Origin of the sequence: Marivita sp. GX14005, assembly GCF_023370775.1 — a bacterium.
Taxonomy (GTDB): domain Bacteria; phylum Pseudomonadota; class Alphaproteobacteria; order Rhodobacterales; family Rhodobacteraceae; genus Marivita.
This window is the reverse complement of record NZ_JAMCCQ010000002.1, coordinates 312,995-339,301: the sequence shown is the minus strand read 5'-3', so window position 1 is coordinate 339,301 and position 26,307 is coordinate 312,995. Positions and strand designations below refer to the sequence as shown.

The 26,307-nt window shown below is 62.2% G+C and carries 25 protein-coding genes and 1 riboswitch; of the genes, 6 read left to right on the top strand and 19 right to left on the bottom strand.

Annotated features, from left to right (window positions below):
- Nucleotides 1-8 precede the first annotated feature (8 nt).
- From M3465_RS07850 to miaB, 14 genes are all read right to left on the bottom strand, one after another.
- Nucleotides 9-467: an NUDIX hydrolase gene (locus M3465_RS07850; protein WP_249501189.1), complete on the bottom strand. Its 459-nt coding sequence runs from the start codon at nucleotides 465-467 to the stop codon at nucleotides 9-11.
- A gap of 90 nt (nucleotides 468-557) precedes the next feature.
- Nucleotides 558-1,019, bottom strand: a complete 462-nt coding sequence (locus M3465_RS07845; protein ID WP_249501188.1) for a hypothetical protein — start codon at nucleotides 1,017-1,019, stop codon at nucleotides 558-560.
- Nucleotides 1,020-1,023: 4 nt separating this feature from the next.
- Complete coding sequence (locus tag M3465_RS07840) at nucleotides 1,024-2,166, bottom strand: lytic murein transglycosylase (protein WP_249501187.1); 1,143 nt, start codon at nucleotides 2,164-2,166, stop codon at nucleotides 1,024-1,026.
- A 186-nt stretch (nucleotides 2,167-2,352) separates the two neighbouring features.
- The gene (gene rpsA / locus M3465_RS07835; RefSeq protein ID WP_349305034.1) at nucleotides 2,353-4,062 is read right to left on the bottom strand and encodes a 30S ribosomal protein S1; all 1,710 of its coding nucleotides are present in this window, start codon (nucleotides 4,060-4,062) and stop codon (nucleotides 2,353-2,355) included.
- 194 nt (nucleotides 4,063-4,256) lie between these two features.
- Nucleotides 4,257-4,883, bottom strand: a complete 627-nt coding sequence (locus M3465_RS07830; protein WP_249501185.1) for a (d)CMP kinase — start codon at nucleotides 4,881-4,883, stop codon at nucleotides 4,257-4,259.
- Nucleotides 4,880-5,596, bottom strand: a complete 717-nt coding sequence (trmB, locus tag M3465_RS07825) for a tRNA (guanine(46)-N(7))-methyltransferase TrmB (protein WP_249501184.1) — start codon at nucleotides 5,594-5,596, stop codon at nucleotides 4,880-4,882. Before trmB ends, M3465_RS07830 begins: the two co-directional genes overlap by 4 nt.
- 124 nt (nucleotides 5,597-5,720) lie before the next feature.
- The gene (gene metK, locus M3465_RS07820; RefSeq protein ID WP_249501183.1) at nucleotides 5,721-6,902 is read right to left on the bottom strand and encodes a methionine adenosyltransferase; all 1,182 of its coding nucleotides are present in this window, start codon (nucleotides 6,900-6,902) and stop codon (nucleotides 5,721-5,723) included.
- Between the two features lie 3 nt (nucleotides 6,903-6,905).
- Nucleotides 6,906-6,953, bottom strand: a riboswitch (SAM-SAH riboswitch).
- A 33-nt stretch (nucleotides 6,954-6,986) separates the two neighbouring features.
- Complete coding sequence (gene lnt / locus M3465_RS07815) at nucleotides 6,987-8,435, bottom strand: apolipoprotein N-acyltransferase (protein WP_249501182.1); 1,449 nt, start codon at nucleotides 8,433-8,435, stop codon at nucleotides 6,987-6,989.
- 19 nt (nucleotides 8,436-8,454) lie between these two features.
- On the bottom strand, nucleotides 8,455-9,378 hold the full coding sequence (locus M3465_RS07810; RefSeq protein WP_249501181.1) for a hemolysin family protein: 924 nt from the start codon (nucleotides 9,376-9,378) through the stop codon (nucleotides 8,455-8,457).
- Between the two features lie 33 nt (nucleotides 9,379-9,411).
- Nucleotides 9,412-9,921, bottom strand: coding sequence for an rRNA maturation RNase YbeY (ybeY, locus tag M3465_RS07805; RefSeq protein ID WP_249501180.1), 510 nt, complete (start codon nucleotides 9,919-9,921; stop codon nucleotides 9,412-9,414).
- Nucleotides 9,922-9,979: 58 nt separating this feature from the next.
- A complete protein-coding gene (locus M3465_RS07800; RefSeq protein ID WP_249501179.1) occupies nucleotides 9,980-10,957 on the bottom strand; it encodes a PhoH family protein in 978 nt (325 codons plus the stop codon).
- Between the two features lie 76 nt (nucleotides 10,958-11,033).
- Nucleotides 11,034-11,336: a hypothetical protein gene (locus tag M3465_RS07795; RefSeq protein WP_249501178.1), complete on the bottom strand. Its 303-nt coding sequence runs from the start codon at nucleotides 11,334-11,336 to the stop codon at nucleotides 11,034-11,036.
- A gap of 5 nt (nucleotides 11,337-11,341) precedes the next feature.
- Nucleotides 11,342-11,866 (bottom strand): OmpA family protein, encoded by a 525-nt coding sequence (locus M3465_RS07790; RefSeq protein ID WP_283254969.1) that lies wholly within the window; start codon nucleotides 11,864-11,866, stop codon nucleotides 11,342-11,344.
- 130 nt (nucleotides 11,867-11,996) lie between these two features.
- On the bottom strand, nucleotides 11,997-13,319 hold the full coding sequence (gene miaB, locus M3465_RS07785; RefSeq protein ID WP_249501177.1) for a tRNA (N6-isopentenyl adenosine(37)-C2)-methylthiotransferase MiaB: 1,323 nt from the start codon (nucleotides 13,317-13,319) through the stop codon (nucleotides 11,997-11,999).
- A 111-nt stretch (nucleotides 13,320-13,430) separates the two neighbouring features.
- On the opposite strand from miaB, the gene M3465_RS07780 reads away from it, so the two are divergent.
- Nucleotides 13,431-14,297 carry a hypothetical protein gene (locus tag M3465_RS07780; RefSeq protein ID WP_249501176.1) on the top strand — a complete coding sequence of 289 codons (867 nt, stop codon included), beginning with the start codon at nucleotides 13,431-13,433 and terminating at the stop codon, nucleotides 14,295-14,297.
- Between the two features lie 2 nt (nucleotides 14,298-14,299).
- Here M3465_RS07780 and M3465_RS07775 read toward each other — a convergent pair whose 3' ends face one another.
- The 5 genes from M3465_RS07775 to fabA form a co-directional block, all read right to left on the bottom strand.
- Nucleotides 14,300-15,328 carry a PAS domain-containing protein gene (locus M3465_RS07775; RefSeq protein ID WP_249501175.1) on the bottom strand — a complete coding sequence of 343 codons (1,029 nt, stop codon included), beginning with the start codon at nucleotides 15,326-15,328 and terminating at the stop codon, nucleotides 14,300-14,302.
- A gap of 95 nt (nucleotides 15,329-15,423) precedes the next feature.
- Nucleotides 15,424-16,098, bottom strand: a complete 675-nt coding sequence (locus tag M3465_RS07770; RefSeq protein WP_249501174.1) for an FAD-binding oxidoreductase — start codon at nucleotides 16,096-16,098, stop codon at nucleotides 15,424-15,426.
- Nucleotides 16,099-16,176: 78 nt separating this feature from the next.
- Nucleotides 16,177-16,968, bottom strand: coding sequence for an enoyl-ACP reductase FabI (locus tag M3465_RS07765; protein ID WP_249501173.1), 792 nt, complete (start codon nucleotides 16,966-16,968; stop codon nucleotides 16,177-16,179).
- 2 nt (nucleotides 16,969-16,970) lie between these two features.
- Nucleotides 16,971-18,200, bottom strand: a complete 1,230-nt coding sequence (locus tag M3465_RS07760) for a beta-ketoacyl synthase N-terminal-like domain-containing protein (protein ID WP_249501172.1) — start codon at nucleotides 18,198-18,200, stop codon at nucleotides 16,971-16,973.
- Nucleotides 18,201-18,279: 79 nt separating this feature from the next.
- Nucleotides 18,280-18,789 carry a bifunctional 3-hydroxydecanoyl-ACP dehydratase/trans-2-decenoyl-ACP isomerase gene (gene fabA / locus M3465_RS07755; protein WP_249501171.1) on the bottom strand — a complete coding sequence of 170 codons (510 nt, stop codon included), beginning with the start codon at nucleotides 18,787-18,789 and terminating at the stop codon, nucleotides 18,280-18,282.
- Nucleotides 18,790-18,963: 174 nt separating this feature from the next.
- On the opposite strand from fabA, the gene irrA reads away from it, so the two are divergent.
- From irrA to M3465_RS07730, 5 genes are all read left to right on the top strand, one after another.
- Nucleotides 18,964-19,380, top strand: a complete 417-nt coding sequence (gene irrA, locus M3465_RS07750; protein WP_249501170.1) for an iron response transcriptional regulator IrrA — start codon at nucleotides 18,964-18,966, stop codon at nucleotides 19,378-19,380.
- A gap of 356 nt (nucleotides 19,381-19,736) precedes the next feature.
- On the top strand, nucleotides 19,737-23,366 hold the full coding sequence (locus tag M3465_RS07745) for a DUF4214 domain-containing protein (protein ID WP_249501169.1): 3,630 nt from the start codon (nucleotides 19,737-19,739) through the stop codon (nucleotides 23,364-23,366).
- Between the two features lie 234 nt (nucleotides 23,367-23,600).
- Nucleotides 23,601-23,771 (top strand): PLDc N-terminal domain-containing protein, encoded by a 171-nt coding sequence (locus M3465_RS07740; protein ID WP_249501168.1) that lies wholly within the window; start codon nucleotides 23,601-23,603, stop codon nucleotides 23,769-23,771.
- A 169-nt stretch (nucleotides 23,772-23,940) separates the two neighbouring features.
- Complete coding sequence (locus M3465_RS07735) at nucleotides 23,941-25,155, top strand: acyl-CoA dehydrogenase (RefSeq protein WP_249501167.1); 1,215 nt, start codon at nucleotides 23,941-23,943, stop codon at nucleotides 25,153-25,155.
- The gene (locus M3465_RS07730; protein WP_249501166.1) at nucleotides 25,155-26,303 is read left to right on the top strand and encodes a CaiB/BaiF CoA transferase family protein; all 1,149 of its coding nucleotides are present in this window, start codon (nucleotides 25,155-25,157) and stop codon (nucleotides 26,301-26,303) included. The genes M3465_RS07735 and M3465_RS07730 overlap by 1 nt, the downstream gene beginning before the upstream one ends.
- Nucleotides 26,304-26,307: the final 4 nt, after the last annotated feature.

The window sequence follows — 26,307 nt, the reverse complement described above, 5'->3', positions numbered from 1 at the left end:
GGCGCGCGCTAGAGGTCCTTCAGAACCTCGCGGATCACGGGCTGTTTTTTCGGCTTGTCCTTCAGGGTCTTGAGCAATTCTGCAAGTTCCGGCTCGCTCACTTTCCTTGCGGCCGCTTTCGCGCTGAACCATTTGCGGGTGCGCTCGTCCCGCTCCTTCCAGTCGCGTTTCAAACGCTCGACCACCATCGGATAGACATCGACCTTGCACTTTATGGCAGAGCCATCCCCAAGCTTCTTGTCGTAGGTATATTTGCCAATCGTCTCGCGACCGATATGGCCCACGGCACCCGCCTCTTCGAGCGCCTCGATTTCGGCTGCCGTCCAGGGCTTCTTGCCATCCATCGTCCAACCCTTGGGCATGATCCAGCGCCCGGTATCGCGCGAGGTCACCATGAGCACCTGAAATTTGCCGTCTTTCGTCCAGCGCATGGGAAGCGCTGCAATCTGTTTGCCTGTCTTTGCCATCGTCGCTTGCGCAATCTTTTGTTATTATTCTGCTGTGGAATGAAGATAGGTTAGAAATTCACATTCTGCAAATAGCGCCGGGGAAGACCGCTAGATCGGCCTGTCGCACTTGGGCAATCGGCCTAGAACGGCATCAGGTGCCGGGCGGAGGCTCTCGGGAAGGTCTTGCAGCACCTCGTCGATCACCTCTGCGCTGAGCGCGGCGACATCGCAGGCGTAATCGTCGAAGCCAAGCGCCGGGTTCGCCTCTTGCCATTCGCGGTAATCCTGGGCCTCCAGCGCGACGGCGACACCGCCGCCGACGAACGGCACCGCAACGAGCGCGCGGCGCAGGCGCGCTTTTGCCTTTTCGCGCGCCTTGGCTCTGGCGACGGCTTTCGTCACTTCCTTGCGGTGGCGCAGGGCCGTGCTTGCCGCGTTGGCGGTCAGGCCGGCCACCTGAGCCGAGAGCGCGAAGGTCTGGAATGCCAGCGTGACGGTGCCAATCGCAAGCGCGCCGCATAGCCATACAAGCAGCGCCGTCGAACGCAGAAACCGGAAGAGGCGCCGCATTGGCTCAGCGCAACGATTCGAGCAGCGCCTGCGACGGCTCGCCAGAGACCGGAAGGCCGCGCCGCGTCTGGTAGGCGCGGATCGCGGCCTTGGTATCCGGTCCGATCACGCCATCCGCCCCGCCGGTGTCGAACCCGCGTGCCGTCAGACCCTGCTGTAACGCGATCCGGTCGGATTTGGTCATTCCGTTCGCATCTGGCGGAAAACTGCCGCGAAGCGGGCCGCCCCCGGCGATGCGATCGGCCAGATGGCCCACGCCGATCGCGTAGGCGTCGGAATTGTTGTAGCGTTTGATGACGCCGAAATTCCGCGTGACCGCAAATCGCGGCCCGCCCGGCTGCGGCTGGACAAGGTCGCCCGAACCGGTGCCCGTAGCCTCCGCCCCCCAGCGCAAGCCGCGTCGCCAGCCATTGCGCGCAAGGTAAGCTGCCGCCGACGCCAGCGCGTCGGTCGGATCGTCCGACCAGATATCGCGCCGACCGTCGCCGGTGAAATCCACCGCGAATTCCAGATAGGACGTTGGAATGAACTGCGTATGTCCCATCGCACCGGCCCAGCTGCCGGTCAGGCTCGCGGGCGTGGTATCGCCGCTTTGCAGGATGCGCAGCGCTGCCAGCAGTTGCTGTTCGAAGAACCGCCCCCGCCGCCCGTCATAGGCCAGTGTCGAGGTTGCCGACACGACCGGCACCTGACCCCGCCGTTCGCCGTAAAAGCTCTCCAACCCCCAGATCGCCGCGATGATATGCGCATCGACACCGTAGCGCCCTTCGAGCGCGCGCAACGTGCCCTCGTGGCGCGAAAAAGCGGCACGTCCCTTGCGCACGCGCTCGTCCGATGCCGCAATCGACAGGTAATCCTCCAGCGTCCGCTTGAACTCGGTCTGGTTGCGATCACGCGATACCACGCCCGGAAGATAGCCCGTGCCGCGGAAGGCGGCTGCCAATACATTGCCGGAAATACCCTGAGCCTGCGCGCGATCCTGAAACGCCAGAACCCAGGCATCATAGTCCGGGTTCAGCGCGGGCAGGAGGTCGGGCGGCAAACCGCCCGCGCCCCGCGAGGAGATACCTGAAACCCCGCCGGGCGCACATCCGATGAGCCCGAAGCCTGCAAGGCCAGCCATGACCGTCCGTCGATTTGTCTGCATGTCGCTGCTCCGCCTGTCGTCGTTTTTCGTCATTCTGCGGACAGACCGGACAATTCTCAACGCCTTCCTGACGCGCCGACCCCGGCGCGCGAAAGACGGCAAACTGTAAATTCTTGTCCTTGCAAGAACAAACCCCCGCACCGGATGGATGCGGGGGTTTTTCGTTTCGGTCGGGGTGCCCGGCGATTACTTGTCGTCGCCCGATTTCAGCGCCGCGCCGAGGATATCGCCCAGCGACGCACCCGAATCGGAGGAACCATACTGCTGCACGGCTTCCTTCTCTTCGGCGATCTCGCGTGCCTTGATCGACAGGCCCAGGCGGCGGGTTTTGCTGTCCACGTTGGTCACACGCACATCGACCTTGTCGCCGACATTGAAGCGCTCGGGGCGCTGCTCGGCACGGTCGCGGCTCAGGTCGGAGCGGCGGATGAAGGACTTCATGCCTTCGTATTCCACTTCGATCCCGCCATCTTCGATCGCGGTGACTTCAACGGTGATGATCGAGCCGCGCTTCACGCCGCCAACGGCTTCGGCGAACTTGTCGCCGCCCAGCGCCTTGATCGAAAGCGAGATGCGCTCTTTCTCGACATCGGTTTCCGTGACGACCGCCTGAACCACATCGCCCTTGCGATAGCTCTGGATCGCGTCCTCGCCGCGCTCGTCCCAGCTGAGATCCGAGAGGTGAACCATGCCGTCGATATCGCCGTCGAGGCCGACGAAGAGACCGAATTCGGTGATGTTCTTGACCTCGCCCTCGACTTCTGTGCCCTCGGGATGCGTTTCCGCAAAGACTTCCCACGGGTTGCGCATGGTCTGCTTGAGACCCAGCGACACGCGGCGCTTGGCCTGATCAATTTCCAGCACCATGACCTCGACCTCTTGCGAGGTGGACACGATCTTGCCCGGATGCACGTTCTTCTTGGTCCAGCTCATTTCGGAAACGTGAACCAGACCTTCGACACCCGGCTCCAGCTCCACGAAGGCGCCGTAATCGGTGATGTTGGTCACGCGGCCCGCATGCACCGATTCCAGCGGATACTTGGCAGCGACCAGATCCCACGGATCTTCCTGCAGCTGCTTCATGCCGAGGCTGATGCGATGCGTTTCCTTGTTGATCTTGATGACCTGAACCTTGACCGTCTCGCCAATCGACAGGATCTCGGACGGGTGGTTCACACGGCGCCATGCCATGTCGGTGACGTGCAGCAGGCCGTCCACGCCGCCAAGGTCCACGAAGGCCCCGTATTCGGTGATGTTCTTGACGACACCATCAACCGCCTGGCCTTCATGCAGGTTGCCGATGACCTCGGCACGCTGTTCGGCGCGGCTCTCTTCGAGGATCGCGCGGCGCGACACGACGATGTTGCCGCGGCGGCGGTCCATCTTGAGGATCTGGAACGGTTGCTTGAGACCCATGAGCGGACCGGCATCGCGCACCGGGCGCACATCGACCTGGGAGCCGGGCAGGAAGGCCACGGCGCCGCCGAGATCGACGGTAAAGCCGCCCTTGACGCGGCCGAAGATCGCGCCTTCGACGCGCGCATCGTCGGCATAGGCTTTTTCAAGACGGTCCCACGCTTCCTCGCGGCGGGCCATTTCGCGGCTGATGACCGCTTCGCCGCGCGCGTTTTCAGCCGCGCGCAGGTAAACTTCGACCTCGTCGCCGACGGAAATGTCGGGCGTCTCTCCGGGGTTTGCGAATTCCTTGAGATCGACGCGGCCTTCCATCTTGTAGCCGACGTCGATAATGGCCTGGCCCGCTTCGATTGCGATGACCTTGCCTTTGACGACCGAACCTTCGTCCGGTGTGTCCATTTCGAGGCTCTCGTTGAGCATTGCCTCGAAGTCTTCCATAGATGCGTTCTGAGCCATGTGGCGTGTGTGTCCTTTACGTATCGTTTTTTCTGGCCGCGCGGTTGTCTCCGCCGGTCTGAGGGATGTCCACCTTGGGTGAACGGGATTGGTCAGGGCAAACGCAAAACGAAAGAGGGCCGGTGTATGCCGACCCCTGCCCGATCCTCGTCTTGCGGCATTGACTGCCCTTATGCGACGCGCGGGCTATAGCGCAGCGCGTCGCCGGGATCAAGCCTTCAGCCCGATGCCTCCTTGCGTTTGGCATCGACTGCGTCGATGGCCGCTGCGATGGCCGCCTCGATCGTCAGATCCGACGTATCGATAACAATCGCATCCGGCGCTGCGGTCAGAGGGGCATCCGCACGGGTCATGTCGCGATGATCGCGCGCCTTCACATCGTCAAGCACGCTCTGGAAATCAGTCTGCGCCCCGCGCTCCCGCAGTTCGGCAAAGCGCCGCTGCGCGCGCACTTCGGGGCGTGCGGTGATGAAGAGCTTGGCCTCGGCCTGCGGGCAGATCACCGTGCCGATATCGCGCCCATCGAGAACCGCACCCCCGGCGCGCCGTGCAAAGGCGCGCTGAAAATCGAGCAGCGCCGCTCGCACCTGCGGAATGGCCGCCACCCTCGATGCCGCCTGAGCAACTTCGGCCCCCCGCAGAGCCGCATCGTCCAGATCCGAGATCACGAGCCGACGCGCCGCCTCTTCGGGCGGGGCCCCGGTCAACATCTGTGCCCCGACGGCGCGGTAAAGCAAACCCGTATCGAGATGGCCCACCCCGAAATGCGCGGCAACGGCCTTGCTGATCGTGCCCTTGCCGGCGGCGGCCGGCCCGTCGATGGCGATGGTGAACGGCCCGGTCATCCCGCCCTCCGAAAGGTGAGGTAATGCGGCACACGGCCTTCGCGAAGCGCCTTTTGCTCGTATCGAGTGGAAATCCAGTCGTCCCAGGGCAAGCGCCAATCCTGCGGACGCTCCGCCTCCCATGCGAAACCGGCCTTCGGCACTTCGATCAGCGTCTGGCGCACGTAATCTGGAATGTCCGTCGCGACACGGAATTCCGCGCCCGGCGCCATTGCGCGGGCCAGCGGCTCCAGATGTTCGGGCGTGACGAACCGACGGCGGTGATGCCGCTTTTTCGGCCAGGGATCGGGATAGAGCAAAAACGCCTTGTCGATGGATCGCTCTGGAAGCACATCGAAAAGATCGCGCGCATCGCCGGGGAAGACGCGCAGGTTCGTCACACCCGCGTCGCGCACCTTGCCAAGCAGCATCGCGACACCGTTGATGAAGGGCTCGCAGCCGATGATCCCGACGCCGGGATTGCGATGCGCCTGGTGCACCAGATGCTCGCCGCCGCCGAAGCCGACTTCGAGCCAGACCGGGCGCCCGTCGAACAGCGCGCCCGGATCGAGCGGCTTCCGTTCGGGATTATCCTCCCACGAGACCGCGCCGGGGCTGAGGCTGGCCAAATCTTCCTCGAGATAGGCTTCCTGCGACTTGCGCAGCGTCTTGCCCTTGAAGCGGCCATAGAAATTGCGCCACGGCGCGCCTGAGGGATGCTTGCGTTCGGTCATGCTGCGCGGTTTAGCCTGCGCGATGCGCGCTCGCAACAGGCCTTGCGCCGGGGCCGGGCGCGGATGCGTTGACGCATCCGCCCGTTTCGGTCGACCGAAACGCTCCAGCCGCAGATCGCCCGGATCAGATCGCGGCTTTCAGCGCCTCGACAAGGTCGGTCCGTTCCCAACTGAACCCGCCATCGGCATCGGGCGCGCGGCCGAAATGCCCGTAGGCGGCGGTGCGTTCGTAGATCGGACGGTTCAGCGCCAGATGCGTCCGGATGCCGCGCGGGCTGAGATCCATCACTTTCGGGATCGCGGCCTCGATCTCGGCCGGGCGCACATCCCCCGTGCCATGCGTATCGGCATAGATGGAGAGCGGCTTGGAGACCCCGATCGCATAGCTGAGCTGGATCGTGCATTTGTCGGCCAGCCCCGCCGCCACGACGTTCTTGGCCAGATAGCGCGCGGCATATGCGGCGGAACGATCCACCTTGGTCGGATCCTTGCCGGAGAACGCCCCGCCCCCGTGCGGCGCCGCGCCGCCATAGGTGTCGACGATGATCTTGCGCCCCGTCAGCCCTGCGTCGCCATCGGGACCGCCGATCACGAAAGTGCCGGTCGGATTGACCCACCATTCGGTCTGCGGCGTAATCCAGCCATCGGGCAGAACCTCGCGCACATAGGGCTCGACGATGGCGCGGATATCGGCCGAGCTCTGGCTTTCATCGGCATGCTGCGTCGAGAGCACGATGGAAGTCACGCCAACAGGCTTGCCGTCCTCGTAGCGCACGGAGATTTGCGACTTTGCGTCGGGGCGGAGGAGCGGTTCGGCACCGGACTTGCGCGCTTCGGCGAGGCGGCGCAGGATCGCATGGGCGAACTGGATCGGCGCCGGCATCAGAGCATCGGTCTCATTGGTGGCGTAGCCGAACATGATCCCCTGATCGCCCGCGCCCTCGTCCTTGCCTTCGGCCGCGTCGACGCCTTGGGCAATATGTGCCGATTGCGCGTGCAGCAGATTGTTGATTTCGCATGTGGCGTGGTGAAACGCGTCCTGCTCGTATCCGATATCCTTGATGCAGGCGCGTGCGATGGAGGGAACGCGGTCGAGATGTTCGGCGAGCCTGTCCCTGTCGGAAAGCTTGACTTCGCCCCCGATCACGACGCGATTGGTGGTGGCAAACGCCTCGCACGCCACACGCGCCTCGGGCTCTTCCCTGAGGAATGCATCGAGAACGGCGTCGGAGATGCGGTCGCACAGCTTGTCGGGGTGCCCCTCGGAAACGGATTCCGAGGTAAAGATGTAGTTTTTCCGGGACATGGTTGCTCCAATAAGGTCTGCCGTCACGTCAGGAAGCCGTTGTGACGGGATGTTTCGTTCCGTTACGCCGCTGCCCGGGCGTGGTCAATGGGGCGCGCGGCGTTTGACGGCGATCAGCGCCGCCAGTGCCCCGAAAAGCGCGATGATGACGGGCCAGTCGCCGGTCCGGCTATAGACAGTCGGCGCCGCCGGTTGGGGCACCGTTACATCGAGATACCCGGCCCGTCCGAGGCCAAGCGAGCCCACGATCCGCCCTGCCGGATCAATCACCGCCGAGATGCCGGTATTCGCCACGCGTATGAACGGCAGGCCTTGCTCGATGGCGCGCAGCCGGGCCTGGGCCAGATGTTGCTGCGGGCCAGCATATGTTCCGAACCAGGCGTCGTTGGTGATCTGCACGAGCACATCGGGCCGCTCGGGCGCGGCGCCGACATCCTGCGGAAAGACCGCCTCGTAACAGATCAGCGGGAGCGCGCGACCGAGCGGGCCGAGATCGATCAGGTCGGGGCCCGGACCGGCGGAATAGCCGCTGGCCGCACGTGCGGCGAGGCCCAGAATGTCAAAACGCGCGAAGAGTTCGGGGAAGGGCATGTATTCGCCGAACGGCACGAGATGGTGCTTGTCATAGGTCTCGCCCACCTCTCCCGCCGCGTTCAGAACGATCAGGGAATTGTAGTAATTCCCATCGTTTTCGCGCTGTATGCCAAGCACGACCGGCACTCCGCCCGCCATCTCGGAAATGATATCCAGCGCATAATCGGCGTTCTTTAGAAGGTTCGGAACGGAGGTTTCGGGCCAGACGATCAGATCGGGCCGGGGCATCGCGGCGGTGAAATCGATCTGCCGGTTAAAAAACAGCGGAATGTAGTCGGGGTCCCATTTCTGGTGCTGTGGTGCATTGGGTTGCACCAGGCGAACGATCGGCCCGTCCTGGGGCGTTTGCCCCGCGGGCGTGAGCCACAGGCCGCCGAGCCACATGGCGGCGATGCCTCCGAACGCGGCCCACGCGCGCCAGCCGAACCGCGCCGCCATGGCCGCGAAACCCGCCAGGAGCAAAGTTGCGAGGCTCAGCCCATGCGGGCCGGTCACCGCATGCCATTGCGCCACCGGTGTGGGCGCCCAGAGATATCCGACAAGCCCCCAGGGAAAGCCGGTGAAGAGATAAGCACGCGCGAGTTCCGCCGCAGCCCAGCAAATCCCAATACCGAACGGCCCCGGCGCAAGTCTGCGCCCGGCCCAGATGCCCGCGGCCCAGAATAGCGCCAGCCCCGCAGACAACCCGACCAGCGCAAAGGGGGCCATCCAGCCCGTCGCCGCTGCATCGACCTGAAACGGCTGCAGGATCCAGTGAAGCGATATGGCAAAATAGCCTGTGCCGAAAAGCCATCCGGACCAGCCCGCTGCCTTTGCGCCGGTATCCCGAAGCACGGCGAAGAGCGCCACGAGAGCGAGGATGGCCGCCCACCACAGATCAAAAGGCGGCTGGCCCAGCGCGAAAACCGCACCGAGCGCCAAAGCGGCCGCGCCGCGCATCACGCCGCCTGCCGCCTTCTCACGACGCAGCGCTGGCCTCGGATCGTTCGGGTTCGAGCTGACCCTTGCTGGTGGCGTTCACCCGCACGCGCATTCGCTTGATGCGTCTCGGATCGGCGTCGATCACTTCGAATTCCGGCCCGTTCGGATGCGGCACCACCTCGCCGCGCGCCGGAACATGACCGGCGAGCATGAAGACCAGACCGCCCAGCGTATCGATTTCCTCGCCGTCGATATCCTCGTGTTCGGTGAGGTTCATGCCAATCTCGGCCTCGAACTCCTCAAGAGGTGTGCGCGCGAAGGTCATGAAAACGCCCGGAGCTTCGCGGGTGAAATTGCGCCCTTCCTCCAGATCGTGCTCGTCCTCGATCTCGCCGATCACCTGTTCGATGAGATCCTCGATCGTCACCAGCCCGTCGACGCCGCCATATTCATCGATGACGAGCGCCATATGACGGCGTTCGGTCTGCATCTTGGCAAGCAGCACCCCGATCGGCATCGAGGGCGGCACGAAAAGCAGCGGGCGTAGAAGCTCCGTCAAGTCGAATTCATCGTGGCTTCCATTGAAGCCATGCTTGAGTGCGAGATCCTTCATATGGGCCATGCCGACAGGCGTATCGAGCGTGCCGGAATAGACCGGCAACCGCGTGAGACCGCTTTCGCGGAACACCTTTACAAGATCGTCCTTGGAGATGCTGTCCGGCACCGAAACGATATCGGCGCGCGGAACGGCGACATCCTCGACCCGCATCCGGCGCAGGTTCAGCATGCCGGGAAGCGGCATCGCGCCGTTCGGCCCACCGTGATCGGGGCTCTCGTCATTTTCTTCGGGCATCCCGCCCATCCAATCGCGAAGGCGCGTGAAAATTCCGCGGTCCGCGCTGTTATCCGCCATCTGCTGCGCGCAATGCGCCGCGTTAGACGATTCGTCGTTGTCGTCCATTTTTTCCTTTTCCTTGAGGGCACCGGGCCCGGATCAATCCCTATATGGGTCCGGCAGGCCCATCTTGCCAAGTATTTCCTTTTCCAGCCCTTCCATCAGCGTGGCGTCGCCGTCACGAAGGTGGTCATAGCCCAGAAGATGTAACAAACCGTGAACAAGCAAATGCGTTACATGGTTTTCCAGCGGCTTCGACGCGGCGCGCGCCTCGCTTACGCATGTTTCATAGGCGATGGCGATATCGCCGAGCGCCTCGCCCATGCGAGGATCGGGGGGCGGCGGCGGCAACGGGTCCGCGCCATCGCGGGCGGCCGCGAGGTCATGCGCCGGCCAGCTCAGCACATTGGTCGGGGTGGGTTTGCCCCGGAATTGCGCGTTCAATTCCGCGATATGATCGTCATCGCAGGCGAGCACGGATATTTCGTATCCTGACACCGGATGACCGAGAAAATTCAACGTGCTGAGCGCCGCGCGCTCTGACAGGTCGGCGATTGGAAGAGCATTCCACCGCGCATCCTCGATTATGGTGTCTGTCAAATCTGTCAAAGTCGCGTTTCTGGGGGCCAGCCCCCAGACCCCCGGAGTATTTTCAACGAGAAGAAGATCAGGGCACCTCTGCATCCTTCTCGTAGGCCTCGATGATAGCGGCCACGAGCGGATGGCGCACCACATCCTTGCTGGTGAAATAGTTGAAGCTGATCTGCGGGATATCGGCGAGCAGACGCTCGGCATCGCGCAGGCCCGAGGAGACCCCGCGCGGAAGGTCGATCTGGGTGCGGTCGCCGGTGACAACCATGCGCGATCCCTCGCCGAGGCGGGTCAGGAACATCTTCATCTGCATGGAGGTGGCGTTCTGCGCCTCGTCGAGCACCACGAAGGCGTTGGAAAGCGTGCGCCCGCGCATGAAGGCGAGCGGCGCGATTTCGACGGTCTTTTCCTCGATCATGCGGGCCAGTTGCTTGCCCGGGAGAAAATCGTTCAGCGCGTCGTAGAGCGGCTGCATGTAGGGATCGACCTTGTCCTTCATGTCGCCGGGCAGATAGCCGAGCTTTTCGCCCGCCTCCACGGCGGGGCGGCTGAGGATGATGCGGTCGACCTGGCCGGTGATGAACATGTTCACGCCGACGGCGACGGCGAGATAGGTCTTGCCGGTGCCCGCCGGGCCGATGCCGAAGGCCAGTTCGTTCTCGAACAGCGCCTTGACATAGGCGCGCTGCGCGTCGGTGCGCGGCTCGATCAGCTTCTTGCGGGTCTTGATCTCGACCGGGCCGCCTTCGAACATCTCGATCTGGTCCTGGCCCTCGGGCGTATCGGGGGCCATGCGGAATTCGCGGTCTATATCGCCCGGCGCGACGCTGCGCCCCTGTTCGAGGCGCTGGTAGAGCGCCATCAAAACCTCGCGCGCCTCTGCCTGGGCCTCGGGCTCACCGTGGATCGCAAGCTGATTCCCGCGCCTCAGGATCTGCACGCCGAGCCGGGATTCGATTTCCGTCAGGTTGCGGTCGTATTCGCCGCAAAGGTCTATCAGCAAACGGTTATCGGGAAATTCGACGAGCGTTTCGGACAGGGTGTCGGTGGTCACACGGGTCTCCGGTGCAGGGGTCGCAAAAGCAGCGTGTCAAGGATCGGCCCGATGTGCAAGCATGCGCAACCACAGGTCACAAGGCATCGCCGATGATCGAAGTGGCACCGCCCTTGAAGTCCCCGACCGCCATGTTTGGCTCCGCGCCCGAACAGACCGGTCGGCCAGCGGGGTCGAGCCGCGGCGAGAGATAGCCTTCGACGCCATCGTCAATGATCCAGTGATCGCAGCCGTTCGGATCGATCCAGATCCCGGCCTGCAGGCGGCTCAGCGGCTTGTCGTCCCAGCCGCGATCGACGCCCTTGTCCGCGCTGCTACGCTCGCAGGCGGCAAGGGAGAGCGTCACGGACAACAGCAGGAGGGGTTTCTTCATCGTCATCTTTCCTATCGCAGGCACAGGATTTCGACCCGTCTGTTCTGTTGCATGCCGCTGGCCGTCGCGTTGTCGGCAACCGGGCGGCGTTCCCCGAAACCGCGCACGGAATAGACGCGGGCCCCGGCGTCCTGCGCAATCGCGGCGACGGCGGCGGCGCGGCGTTCGCTGAGCGCCATGTTCGATGCATCCGATGCGCGGCTGTCGGTATGGCCTTCGATCACGAAGCCGTTGGCGCGGTTCGCGGCGAAGAAATTTCGCAATGCCGTCACGCCGCCGGGCCGAACGCGCGCGCTCGCGCTGGCGAAGAGCGTGTCTGCGGAAACGACCGCGCAGCGGCTGACCTTGTGACAGACCGGAGTGCCATCGCGGCGCAGATGCGGGCTCATATACCCTTCGATACCGTCATCCATCACCCAATGCTCGCAGCCATCGGGATCGATCCAGACGCCGGGAATGTAGCGTTCGGCTGACAAGAGCTGGCTCGGAAGCAGCGCCAGTGCGGTGCAGATCGCCGTTGACAATCGGTGTTTCATTCACGTCTCCTGATGCGCCGCGGGTCCCGGGCGCCGGGATGCCGGCGGCGGGATGGATCGAGCATAGCACTCACATCGGCGCTGGGAAGGGCCATCCGCAAGATGTCGTGTCAGGCGCTATGGATTGTGGCTACGCAGCCAATTCCCCCTTCAGGGAGTTGCGCGCGCTTTCGACGATGCGAACGCGACGAAGATCTCCGGCGGTGAGCCCATCGGCTTGAACGTGAACGGCGTGCAGGTGATCGGATTTGCCGACCATCTGCCCCGGCAAGCGGCCCGGTTTCTCGAAGAGCACACCGACCTCCTGCCCGACCATCGCGTCCTGCGCGGCCTTTTGCTGCTCCGCGATCAGGGTCTGAAGGCGCTGCAGGCGATCATCCTTCACATCCTCGGGAAGCTGGTCGCGTTCGGCGGCCGGCGTGCCGGGGCGGGTGGAGTATTTGAAACTGTAGGCGTAGCCGTAATTCGACGCCCGGATGATCTCCAATGTCGCCTGGAAATCCTCTTCGGTCTCTTCGGGGAAGCCGACGATGAAATCGCCCGAGAGCAGCAGATCGGGACGCGCGGCGCGCAGTTTATCGATGATCGCGAGATAGCTTTCGGCCGTATGCTGGCGGTTCATCCGCTTGAGGATCCGGTCGGAGCCGGATTGCACCGGCAAGTGCAGATAGGGCATGAGCTTGGGACAGGTGCCATGCGCCTCGATCAGATCGTCGGTCATGTCATTGGGATGGCTTGTGGTGAAGCGGATGCGCTCCAGCCCTTCGATCTCGTTCAACGCCCAGATCAGGCGGGCCAGAGACCAGTCGCCGCCCTCCCCCGCGCCGTGATAGGCGTTCACGTTCTGGCCCAGAAGCGTGATCTCGCGCACGCCGCGGTCCACCAGATCGCGCGCCTCGTCGAGGATGCGGGCGGCGGGGCGCGACACCTCGACACCGCGCGTATAGGGCACGACGCAAAAGGCGCAGAACTTGTCGCAGCCTTCTTGCACCGTCAGGAACGCCGTCGGGCCGCGCCTGGCCTTGGGCCGGGATTTCAGCGCTTCGAACTTGTCATCCAGCGGGAAGTCCGTATCAAGCGCCTTCTGCCCGGTCCGCGCGCGCGCTTCGAGCTCGGGCAGGCGGTGGTAACTTTGCGGGCCGACGACGAGATCGACCATCGGCTGCCGGCGCATGATCTCCTGGCCCTCGGCCTGCGCGACGCAGCCCGCGACGCCGATCTTGAGATCGGGCTTTTCGGCCTTCAGCCCCTTGTAGCGGCCGAGCTCGGAATACACCTTTTCGGCTGCTTTCTCGCGGATATGGCAGGTGTTGAGCAGGATCATATCCGCATCGTCGGGGGTGTCGGTCTCCACGTAACCTTGTCCGCCCAGCGCTTCGGCCATGCGTTCGCTGTCATAGACGTTCATCTGACAGCCATAGGTTTTGATATAGAGCTTCTTCGCGTCGGTCATGCGCCGATCCTCCGAACGGGTTCAGGCCGTGCGGATAGCGCGACTCGCCCCCATCTTGCAATGCACGGATTTTTCATCGAACCTGCGGAAAAAAACGGGCAGAGGCCATACATGCGCTATTCCGGCATCGACGATCTTCTCAAACGCGGCTCCGAGTTGCTTGCGAAAGGGCCTTTGGCGCTGGTCTTCGCCGAAGACGATGTGGAGATAGACGCGACGCTCCGGCACAACATGCAACTTGGGTTCGCGCAGACGATCGTGTTCATGCTGCCAGAATTCGATCTCGCGCAGGACGTCGCCGATCGCGTGATCCGGGTCGACGCGAATATCGCCCGCGATATACCGCGTGAAACCATCGTCAATCGCATCATCGAGCGCGCACCGGGTGTTTGGCTCTATGTCTGTTACAACGCGGAGTTCCTGTTCTTTCCGTTCTGCGAAACGCGCACGGTGGGTGAACTCCTCGCCTTTCATACCGAAGAACGGCGCGACGCGATGCTATGCTTTGCGGTCGATGTCTATGCGGGCGATCTGAACGCCCATCCCGGCGCGGTCTGCATCGAGGATGCCTATCTCGACCGATCGGGCTACTATGCGCTCGGCCGTATCGATCCGGCAACCAACCATCCCAAGGATAGGCAACTCGATTTCTTCGGCGGGTTGCGATGGCGCTATGAAGAACATGTGCCGCCCGAGCGGCGCAAGATCGACCGGATCGCGCTGTTCCGGGCCAAGCCGGGGCTGCAGATGCGTGACGATCACACGTTCAACGACGAGGAATACAACACTTACGCCTGTCCTTGGCACAACAACCTGACCGCTGCCGTGATCTCCTTCCGCACCGCAAAGGCGCTCAAGCGCAATCCCGGCTCGACTTACCAGATCGAGACGTTTCACTGGCACAATTCCGTGCCTTTCGAATGGCACTCGCGTCAACTTCTCGATCTTGGCCTGATGGAACCGGGCCAATGGTTCTGAAGCTAGGTCGCTTCGGGCACATCGAGGATGATCGATGTGCCGACGGCGCCCGGGACAACTGACAGCGTTGCGTTCAGTCCATCGCTCAGGCTCTGGACGATCCGACCGCCCAGACTGCCCGGATTGGGCCAATCCACGCCTTCGGGAAAACCGACGCCGTCGTCAGTCACGATCGCGCGCATCCCACCGCGATCCGTCCGGGTGACACGAAGTTCGACAAGGCCGGAAGCCTGATCGGCGAATGCGTGCTGCATCGCATTGGTCAGTATTTCGGACACGACAAGCCCGACACGAACGGCGATTTCTGAATCGACAAGTAGCGGTTCGACATTGACATTCATCCGAACGCCGGCGCGACCATCGAGATAGGCAATGGCATTGGCGACCCGTCCAAGATAAGAGCCGAGTTGGATTTTCCCGTCATTTCTTTCGAGCGACGCAGCTGACAGTTCTTCATAAAGAAGCTGCAGGCTCTCGATACGGCGCGACAGGTCGCGATAATCGTCCGGCGCACTGCTTTCGCGAGCTTTCATGCGGATCAGTCCGAGGATCATGGACAGGTGGTTCTTCACCCGGTGCTGGATTTCGGACATCACCGTCTCGAACTGCTTGAGGCGGTCGGCCTGTTTGTCGCTTTCGACCTCGCTTTGCAGACCGACGAAATAATTCAGCTCCCCCTCGCTATCCAGAACCGGTGAGATCAACAGCGCATTGAGAAAATGCTCTCCGTCGGCGCGCCGATTGCTCAGAACGGTTGCAACTTCCTTGCCTGCTTTTATGGCCTCGCGAAGCTCCGCGATCTTGCTTTCGGAAGTGCGCTCGGACTGAAGAAAGCGGCAGTTTCGCCCCATGACCTCGCCGGAGGCGTAGCCGGTCAGCCGCTCGAACGCGCGGTTGACATAGACAATGGGATTGTCCGGTAGGCGCGGATTGGTCAGGACCATGGCAACCGTCGAAGATGAGAAGATCGCCGCGGCGTCCTGCTCGTTCAACTCTCCTGGTCTCAGCGAAACATTCCTGTCCATCGCCATGCGCCCGATACTCCTGCCGCTCTAATGGATAACCTGTTGATTATGCCAAGAACAGCGGCTTGGCTATAGAATAAATCCGATAGCGATGCGGCCGGTCAGTCGAGATCCTCGACCACGATCCTGTCCTCGGACACGCCGAGTTGCTGTGCGGCGTCGCTCATGTCGGAGATCATCGGCTTGGGACCGCAGATGTAAACCGGACCATCGCTTTGCGCGAGAATGTCCTTCAGGTATTCCGCATCGATCCGCTCCCGATAAAGCTCGCTGTCCGGCTCGTCGGTGACAACGAAGTGGCAGTTGAGCCCCGGCATGGAGGTGAACGCATCGCGCAGAATGATGTCCTGTTCTGTCTTGTTTGAAAATACCAGATGACAATCCTCAAGCGTTCCGTGGGTTTGCAGACGGCGCTTGAGGATCGCGATGAACGGCGTGATCCCTGCGCCACCGGCGATGAACACGCCCGGCCCCTTGTCCTCGATCGCGCCCCACGGCTCTTCGATCAACACCTGATCGGTCATCTTCATCTGGCCGATCTGTTCGGTCACGCCGTCATGGTCCGGATAGGACTTGATGACGAATTCCAGCGTGGAATCGGATGGCAGGTTCACGAAGGTGAAGGGCCGTTTCTTGTCGCGCCACCCATCGCGGTCGAGCGACAGATCGGTCGCCTGACCGGGTGTGTATTCAAAACCTTCGGGCTTGTTGAACACGAGGTGATGGGTGTCGTGCGTTACCGGCTCGATGCTTTGCAGTGTCAGCTTGTGGGTCACGAAAACTCTCCTTTGCCAAGCCAACCCGGCAAACACCTTGCGGTTCCGGGACGGCACGCCGGAGCGCGCGGCGAAGGCTCAGAGGTGATCGTATTGCGGCATTCCCAGAACGTGGAAGCCGCCATCCACACGCACGATCTCCCCTGTGGTGCAGGCCCCTGCATCCGAAGCGAGATAGACGGCCGTTCCACCTACCGCGTCCAGCGTCGCGTTGGAACGAAGGGGCGCGTTCTGGTCCGTGTGCTTGTAGGTCTTGCGCGCCCCCCCGATCGCGGCGCCGGCGAGTGTTTTCATCGGGCCGGGGCTGATCGCGTTGACGCGGATCCCCTCGGGGCCGAGATCGTTGGCAAGATACCGGACCGAGGATTCGAGCGCCGCCTTGGCCACGCCCATCACATTGTAATTCGGCGTCACGCGGGTGGAGCCCATGTAGGTCAGCGTCAGAAGCGTGCCGCCATGCTCCACCATCATCGGATGCGCGCGGCGCGCCACGTCGATGAAACTGTAGGCAGAAATATCGAGCGACGTCTTGAAGTTCTCGCGGCTGGTGTTGAGGATGCGCCCCTGCAGTTCCGACTTGTCGGAATAGGCGATCGCGTGAACGACGAAATCGATGCTCGGCCAACGCGCCGCCAGCTTTTCGAACGCGGCATCCAGCGAGGCATCATCGGTGACATCGACATCGACCATGAAATCCGAACCCACGGATTGCGCGAGCGGTTCGAGCCGCTTGCCGAAGGCTTCGCCCTGATATGTGAAGGCGAGTTCCGCCCCGGCCTCGTGCATTGCCTTGGCAATACCCCATGCGATGGAGCGTTCATTCGCCACGCCCATGATCAGGCCGCGCTTGCCCTGCAACTGGTTGCCCATGCTCACCCCCGATACTTCGACAGCAGCATCGATCCGTTCGTGCCGCCGAACCCGAAGGAGTTGGTCATCACCGTATCGAGAGCCGCGTTATCGACACGCTCGGTCACGATCTCTTCGGGCTTGAGCGCGGGGTCGAGCGTTTCGACATTTATCGAGGGGATGAGGAAATCGTCGCGCAGCGCCAGAAGGCAATAGATCGCTTCCTGCGCGCCGGTCGCGCCCTGGCTGTGCCCGGTCATTGACTTGGTCGAGCTGACAGGCGGCGTGCTACCGTCTCCGAAGACGCGGCGCACCGCCTCGATCTCGCCCACATCGCCCACCGGGGTCGATGTGCCATGCGCGTTGATATAACTGACCTTCCGATCCTCGGGCAAAGTTTTCAGCGCGCCGCGCATGGCGCGCTCGCCGCCTTCGCCCGATGGTGCGACCATATCGGCACCGTCCGAAGTCGCGGCAAAGCCCGTCACCTCCGCATAGATCGTCGCGCCGCGTGCGAGCGCACGGTCGAGCGGCTCGAGCACCACCATCGCGCCGCCGCCCGAAATGACGAAACCATCGCGATCCTTGTCGAAGGCACGGCTGGCCTTCGCCGGCGTGTCGTTGAACTTGGACGACATCGCGCCCATCGCGTCGAACAGGCAGGACAGCGTCCAGTCCAGCTCCTCGCCGCCGCCGGCGAACATCACGTCCTGTGTGCCGAGCGCGATCTGCTGCGCGGCCATTCCGATGCAATGCAGCGACGTGGAACAGGCGGAGGTGATCGAGAAATTCAGCCCCTTGATCTGGTAGGCCGTCGCGAGATTGGCGCTGACCGTCGAAGACATGGTCTTGGGCACCGCGAAAGGCCCGATACGTTTCGTGCCGCCGGTTTTCAGAACCGTCTGATGCGCCGTCAGCATGGCGCTGGTCGATGGCCCGCCGGAACCGGCGATCAGCCCCGTCATGGGATCCACCACTTCCGCCTCGGTCAGACCGGCATCGGTGATGGCCTGACGCATCGCGATATAGGCATAGGCCGCGCCCGGCCCCATGAAGCGCAGCGTGCGCTTGTCGACATGTTCCGCCGGATCGAGATCAATGGCCCCGGCAACCTGCGACCGGAACCCGTGCTCGGCCATCTCGGCATTGGCGGTGATCCCGGACCGGCCGGCCTTAAGGCTCTCCGCGACCTCCTCCACCGAATTTCCGATGGAGGACACGATCCCCATTCCGGTAACGACAACTCGGCGCATCACGGCTCCTTACAAATGTTTCAGCCGTGTGTAGGGCAGGAGCGGGGGGAGGGGCAAGAGGCCGCGCGATATGCCGGCCTCAGCTTTCGGACAGCGCGACTTTCATGTCCTTGACGAGATAAATCGTTTCGCCATCCGCCTCGACACGGCCATCGGCCACGCCCATCGTGAGGCGACGCGTCTGCACGGCCTTGGTGAAATCGACGTGATAGGTCAGCATCTTGCGATTGGGGCGCACCATACCCGTCAGCTTCACCTCACCCGCACCCAGAGCGTATCCGCGCCCCTGCCAACCGCGCCAGCCGAGATTGAAACCGGTAAGCTGCCACAGCCCGTCAAGGCCAAGGCACCCCGGCATGATCGGATTGCCCGGAAAGTGACATTCGAAGAACCACAGATCCGGTTTGATGTCGAACTCGGCAACCACATGGCCCTTGCCATGCGCGCCGCCATCTTCCGAAATGTCGGTGATCCGGTCCATCATCAGCATCGGCGGTTCGGGCAACTGGGCATTGCCGGGGCCGAACAGCTCTCCACGCGCGCATTTCAACAGGTCGTCGCGATCGAAACTGCGCGGATAATCGGACATGGGCAAGCGGCTCCTGACTGGAATATATGCGGTTCGCTTCGTCTACCACCGCCCCCGTCGCCCATGCAAGCCCGCGCCGGAAACGCCAGCGACACATGGAAATACGGGATTTTCGTTTGAAAACCCCCTGCGCCGCACCTTATATAAAGGCAAGACACGGCAAACGAGAATGGCATGGCCTCGACAGAAACGGAACGCGGAACGCAATGGTTGGCCGAGGGCGGGATTCGCCCCACCCGTCAGCGCGTGGCGCTCGCCTCGCTTCTGGTCGGGGACGGCAAGAACCGCCATGTGACTGCGGAAAGCCTCTTTGCCGCCGTCAAGGATACCGGGGAACAGGTTTCGCTCGCGACCGTCTACAACACGCTGCGGGCCTTTTGCGATGCCGGACTCATGCAGGAGGTCACCGTTGATGGCGCGCGCAGCTATTTCGACACCAACACACATGACCATCCGCACTTCTTTTGGGAAGACGACGGCAGACTGACCGACGCACCGGCCGAACAGCTCGAGATCGCGCGGATTCCCAACCCGCCAAAGGGTGCGGAAATCGCGAGCGTCAATGTCGTGATCAAACTGCGCAAGACCTGATCGCCGGGCGATTGCGGCGATTAGGCCGCGTCGCCATGGTAGCATTAGTTTAGTTCAAAATATCTAAATATCTTATGTTTCGGACGCATCGAACTGATGCGGCGACGCTACGCTATTTTAGCCAAATTTTCGATATTGCATGCCGCGAGGTCAGGCGGTTCGCCACAAAACAGCCTTATTGGAGAAATCCTCATAAGTAACTGGTTTTAATTATTTTTACGGCGGTCTTGTGGCCGTGATCGCCCTGCGGAACGTCCGTCCTGAAGCCAAATTCTCCGCAAACATGCCGCTTTGAAAACACGATCCGATTTCAGCCTCGAACAAGACCGATGAGGCTAACGAAATTGGAGTGGGACATGGAACCCTTGACCGATGTGTTCGGCACGCAAACCTCTGCAGCCGCGATGGCGTTCGGACTGCGCGGCGTTGTGGACTGGAGCGTTCAACAACCCTTTCTCAACGTCTTCAAATCGGCGCGCCCGTGGCACGCCCATACCGAAGGGCAATGGGGCGCCTACCGGGCCGACGATCTCGAGGCGATGGGCGTTCTGGATGAAAACGGCTGGATCACCGAACTGCCGCCCGGCGTTGAACGGATCGACAGTTTCCTTCTCACCGAGATGCCGACCGAAGCAAGCTACACGGCAGGTGTCTATCGGCTGAGCTATGACGGCGCGGGGGATATATCCGTTTCCGGTGCCGATGTCATCTCGGAGCGTGACGGGGAAATCTGGTTCGACTACGAGCCCAATGGCGAGAACATGGTGACCGTGTCGATACGGTCGACCGATCCGGCGGGGCGCGGTGACTATCTGCGCAATATCGAGGTCGTGAAAGAGGAACATATCGGAGCCTACGAGTCCGGGCAGCTTTTCAATCCCCTCTGGCTCGACGTCATCAAGGACGCACATTCCCTGCGATTCATGGATTGGCAGGAAACCAACGATTCCACCCTGCGGCATTGGGAAGACCGCCCCGCGCCCGGCGATTACAGTTACCATACCGGCGTGCCGGTCGAAGTGATGGTCGAGCTTGCCAATCTCACCGGAACGGAGCCTTGGTTCAACATCCCCTGGGATGCCGATGCGACCTATATCCGGGAATTCGCGGCCTATGTGCGCGATCACCTCGACCCCGATCTGCGCGCGCATATCGAGCTGTCGAACGAGGTCTGGAACTGGATGTTCGATCAGGCGCAGGATGCCGCGCAATCGGCTGAGGCGCGCTTCGGTCAGGCGCTTGGCGATGGTTGGGTTCAGGAATACGGCGCGCGCTCGGCGGAAATGGCACGCGTTCTCGATCAGGTTTACGCCAACGATCCCGATCGGCTGGTCAAGGTCATCTCGACCCACACATACTGGCCGGGTCTGGAAGAAGCGATCCTCGAAGCGCCGGCTTGGCAAGCGCAAAGCGCGGCGAACGCTGCGCCCTTCCTGTCCTTCGACACCTATGCGATCACGGGATATTTCGGCAATAGCCTCGGCACCGATGCCAAGGCGCCCACCGTTCTCGACTGGATTGCCCAAAGCGAGGCGCAGGCGCGGCAGGAGGCATCGTCGCGCGGGCTCCGCGGACCCGATGCGGATCGGTACGTTGCCGAACACCGCTTCGATCTTGCCGAGGAACTGGCCGTGCGCGAATTGCGCGATGGATCCGTCACCGGCGATGGCGAGGATTCGCTGGCCGGGCTGTTCGATCTTTTCGCCTATCACAAATCCGTCGCCGATGCGCACGGGCTCGACCTCGTGATGTACGAGGGCGGCACGCATGTGGTGGGCATCGGCAATTGGGCCAATAACGATCTTCTGACCGAATTCTTCACCTATCTGAACTATTCGGGCGGCATGGGGCAGCTCTACAGCGAGTTGCTCGCCGGATGGGAAGCGGCTGGTGGCACGCTTTTCAACGCATTTGTCGATGTCTCCGATCCCAACAAATGGGGCAGCTGGGGCTCGCTGCGCCACCTGCTCGACGATACCGCACGGCATGACGCGATCGAGGATTTGATGCAATCGCATCCCGCGCCGGACCATATGAAGGACGGCACCTGGGGAAGCGGTTCGGACAATAGCCCTCCGCCGGACATCGACCCCGATCCCGAACCCGACACCCCGCCGGAGCCGTCGCCCGATCCGATCCCCGAGCCAGTTCCTGATCCCGCGCCAAACCCGCAACCGGAGCCGAACCCGACCGCGCCGATGGATGATGTCAGAGAATACGTGTTCGGAAACAGCCTTTTCGCCTGGGCCATCGGCGATCCCGAACTTTCGGTCGCACATTGGACGAATGTCATGGCCGAGAGCGCCGGGAGCAGCTATGCCGCCGCCATTCAGACCGGAATGCTGACCAAGCATGACGATCTTCCCGCGAATCCTCATGTTCTTGTCGATACGGTGCAGGAAGCCTGGGATCGTGATGCAGGGCAGCGCTTCGATGAAGCAGGGTTCAACCAGATCACGATTTCGGCGGTCAATTTTGTGCAGGACCAAACGCCGGATCGTCCCTACTGGATCGACCCGAGCACAACGCCCATCGCCTCCGCCCTCAAGACCATCGACTGGGCCGAGGCGCGCGCGCCCGGCGCGGCCATCAACATTTACCAGACCTGGCCGGAGCTCGATGGGTCCACCTCCTCCTTTCCGCCGACCGATGCGGAATACGCCGCATGGCGTGACTACATGCTTGGCGAGTGGAACGATTGGTGGGTATCCCTGACCGACGCGCTGCAGGCGGCGCGGCCCGATCTGAATATACGGCTGATCGCCGCCGGTCCCGAAATCGCTGCCATGCTGGATGATCCCGCACTCGAACTTTCGGGTCTCGATCCGGCGGATCTTTTCGCCGATGACAGCGGGCAAGGCACGCCGACCCTTTATTTCCTTGCATCGCTCATCCACTACGCGACGCTTTACGGGAAGGCGCCGCCTGCCGGCATGGATTTGGCGGACACAATCCATCCGAGCGTCGCGGAGAATTTCGATCGGATCGTCGATTGGTTGGCAGAGCATCAGACCGCCGCGCCTCCCGATCCGATCGTTGGCCCCTTCGTCGACAGCGCGCACGCTCCGGCATCGCTCAACGCCGTCACCGGCAGCGACGCGAGCGAAACGCTGCGCGGCACGAATGGCGATGACAGAATCGAAGCCGGTGGGGGTGATGACAAGATCTTTTCCGGGGGCGGTCGCGATGAGATCGACGGCGGGGCGGGCGCGGACGCGGTCGTTCTGCGAGGGGCGCAATCGGATTACACGCTGCTGTTGTCCGGTGACACACTCACCGTCACTCAACGCGGTGCGGCTGAGACGGCAACGATGCGGAACGTCGAATTCCTCGATTTCGAAACCGAAAGCGCGCCCTTCGGCCCGGAGGGAATGCCCATTGGCCTGTTCGACGGCATGGCCGCGCTCGGCACGGCGGACATGATGGCGTTGACCGAGCTTTACATCGCCTATTTCAACCGCGCGCCGGACGCGATCGGCCTCAACTACTGGGGTGATCGGCTGGCAGATGGAATGAGCCTCGAACGTATTGCCGAAGCGTTTTTCGATCAGCCGGAAACACGGTCTCTTTACGGCTCTCTTGACGACATCGATAGTTTTGTCACCTCCGTTTATCGCAATGTCCTGGGGCGGGAGCCCGACGCGCAGGGAATGTCCTACTGGCTGGGTCAGCTCGAAGAGGGCACGATAGCGGCACCGAATTTCATTCAGGCCATCCTGGCAGGCGCGAAGGCCGCGACGGGAAGCGCGGCCGATGCCGCCTATCTCGCCGACAAGGTCGTGCTAGGGGGGCATTTTGCCGTCACGCGCGGCATGTCGGACCTGGATATGGCACGCGCGGTGATGCAGACCTTCGACGGATCCCAAGCCGGCTTGGAGGACGCGGTATCGCAGACGGACACCGCATTCACCGAGATCGTGGACGGCGTGGCGGACGGCTTCCTGATGCAAATCGTCGGAATATCGGAGGATGCGTTCATCTTGTAGCCCGACCGGCAGCGGGGCCATGGCAGCCCCGCACACACATCCCGCGCCGCACATGAACAGGACACCGCAAAACAGAAGCAAGGTCATCATTCGAATTCGTTCCGTTACACACAATATTCAGAAGGCTATAGGCGCGATGTGTTAAAAAACCCTGTTCAAAGCACGATTTGACCATTCGGAACCCGGCCTTATCGGCTCGCGTTGGCTTTCCAGATTGGAAAAAGGAACGCGACAATGGAATTTATTCTCGGACTGATCGTCCTCGTGCTCGACATCTATGCGCTGGTCAAAATCTGGTCGAGCGCGGCATCGACCGGGGCAAAGGTGCTCTGGACGTTGCTGATCCTCATCCTCCCGGTGGTCGGTTTCATCATCTGGTTCATCGCCGGACCGAAAGGCGCCTGAGAAGCCAAAGAAGACACGACATGTAAACGGGAGCGATCATATGGCCCCCGTTTTGCCTTCTGCCTCTTCCAACGCCCGAAAACGGGGTGTTCCGGTTTCGCGCGCAACACGCTAAATAGAGCGCAGCGTGTCCGCTGCCCAGAGCGGATGAAAAAGGAGGAGATTTCTCATGCTCGACGCATCGCAAGCCGGACGCGGGCCCTCGCTCGCCAAGTTCGATTGGGAAGATCCCCTCGGTCTTCGCAGCCGGCTGGAGGAAGACGAGCGCATGATCGCGGAGAGTGCCGCCGCCTATGCCGCCGACAAGCTCATGCCGCGCGTGTCGGAAATGTATCTGAGTGAAGGCGTTGCGCCCGAAATCTTTGCAGAGATGGGCGAAATGGGCCTTCTCGGCGTCACCATTCCCGAAGAATTCGGCGGGCTTGGTGCCGGATATGTCAGCTACGGGCTGGTCGCGCGCGAGGTCGAGCGGGTGGATAGCGGGTATCGCTCGATGATGAGCGTTCAAAGCTCTCTCGTCATGTATCCCATTCATGCCTATGGCAGCGATGCGCAAAAACAGAAATACCTTCCGGGCCTCGCTGCCGGCACCTTGATCGGATGTTTCGGACTGACCGAACCCGATGCAGGCTCCGATCCTGCCGGGATGAAGACAACCGCCCGAAGGACTGATGCGGGCTATGTACTCAACGGGGCGAAGATGTGGATCTCGAACAGCCCGATCGCCGATGTTTTCATCGTTTGGGCCAAGTCCGATGCGCATGACGGGAAAATTCGCGGCTTCATCCTCGAAAAAGGGATGAAGGGGCTGTCGGCTCCCAAGATCGAAGGCAAGCTATCGCTTCGCGCGTCGATCACCGGAGAGATCGTGATGGATAATGTCGAAGTCGGCGAGGATGCGATGTTGCCCGAGGTGGAGGGGCTGAAGGGGCCTTTCGGCTGCCTCAATCGGGCGCGATACGGCATTGCCTGGGGCGTGATGGGCGCGGCGGAGGATGCATGGCACCGCGCGCGGCAATACGGGCTCGACCGTACGCAATTCGGCCGTCCGCTCGCCCAAACGCAACTTTTCCAGAAGAAATTGGCCGATATGCAGACCGAGATCACGCTTGGCCTGCACGCGGCGTTGCAAGTCGGTCGGATGCTGGACGCCGGCACCGCGGCGCCCGAAGCGATCAGCCTCATCAAGCGCAACAATTGCGGCAAGGCGCTCGATATCGCGCGGCAGGCCCGCGACATGCATGGCGGCAACGGCATAATGGCCGAATATCACGTTATGCGTCACGCGCAGAACCTTGAAACGGTGAACACCTATGAGGGCACGCATGATGTGCATGCGCTCATCCTGGGTCGTGCGCAAACAGGGCTGCAGGCGTTCTTCTGATGCCGGCACCGCTCGAAGGGCTCAGGGTCCTCGAACTGGCGCGTATCCTGGCCGGCCCTTTGGTCGGTCAGACGTTGGCCGATCTCGGGGCGACGGTGATAAAGGTCGAAAGCCCGTCGGGCGACGATACGCGCACATGGGGCCCGCCCTTCATCGCGCGCGAGGAAGAAGAAAGCCCGTCGGCGGCTTATTTCTATTCGTGCAATCGCGGTAAATATTCGGTAATCGCCGATCTGGCAGAGCCCGACGACCAGGCTTTCATTCGGCATCTGGCGAAGGATGCGGATGTCGTTGTCGAGAATTTCAAGAAAGGCGGTCTGGCGAAGTTCGGCCTCGACTACACTTCCCTTGCAGCGCGGAACCCGGCGCTTGTCTATTGCTCCATCACCGGTTTTGGGCAGAGCGGACCCTACTCGGAACGCGCGGGCTATGACTACCTGATCCAGGGCATGTCCGGCCTCATGTCGATCACCGGGCCGCCCGACGGGGAGCCGCAGAAGGTCGGCGTTGCCGTCATGGATGTCTATACCGGGCTATATTCCGTGATCGCGATCCAGGCGGCGCTCGGCCAGCGCGAAAAGACCGGGCGCGGGCAGCATATCGACATGAGCCTCTTCGATGCCGGTACGGCCACGCTCGTCAATCAGGCGATGAATTTTCTGGCCACCGGCACCGCGCCAAAACGCATGGGCAATCAGCATCCCAATATCGTGCCCTACGAGGTGTTTCCCGTGGCCGATGGAGACATCATCATCGCCGCCGGCAATGACCGGCAGTTTCAAAGGCTGTGCGAAGTTCTGGAAATCGCGGAAGATCCGCGCTTTCGCAGCAATGCCGGACGGGTTCGTCACCGCGATGAACTTATCCCCATTTTGAGGCAAGCGACCGTGCGCCACAGCAAGTTGGACTTGCTGGCCGCGTTGGAGCGCGTTCACGTGCCCGCCTCGCCGATCAACACGGTTGCCGAGGTGTTCGCCGATCCGCAAATTCGGCACCGTCAGATGGAGATCGCGCCTGAAGGCGTGGCTGGTGTGCGCACCCCGGTGATGTTCAGCGACGCGGAGTTGGCGCTTGATCGCACGGCTCCCAAATTGGGCGAACATACGGAGAGAATCAGGCTCTCGGGCTGGCCTGAACGAAACGGTTGAAGAT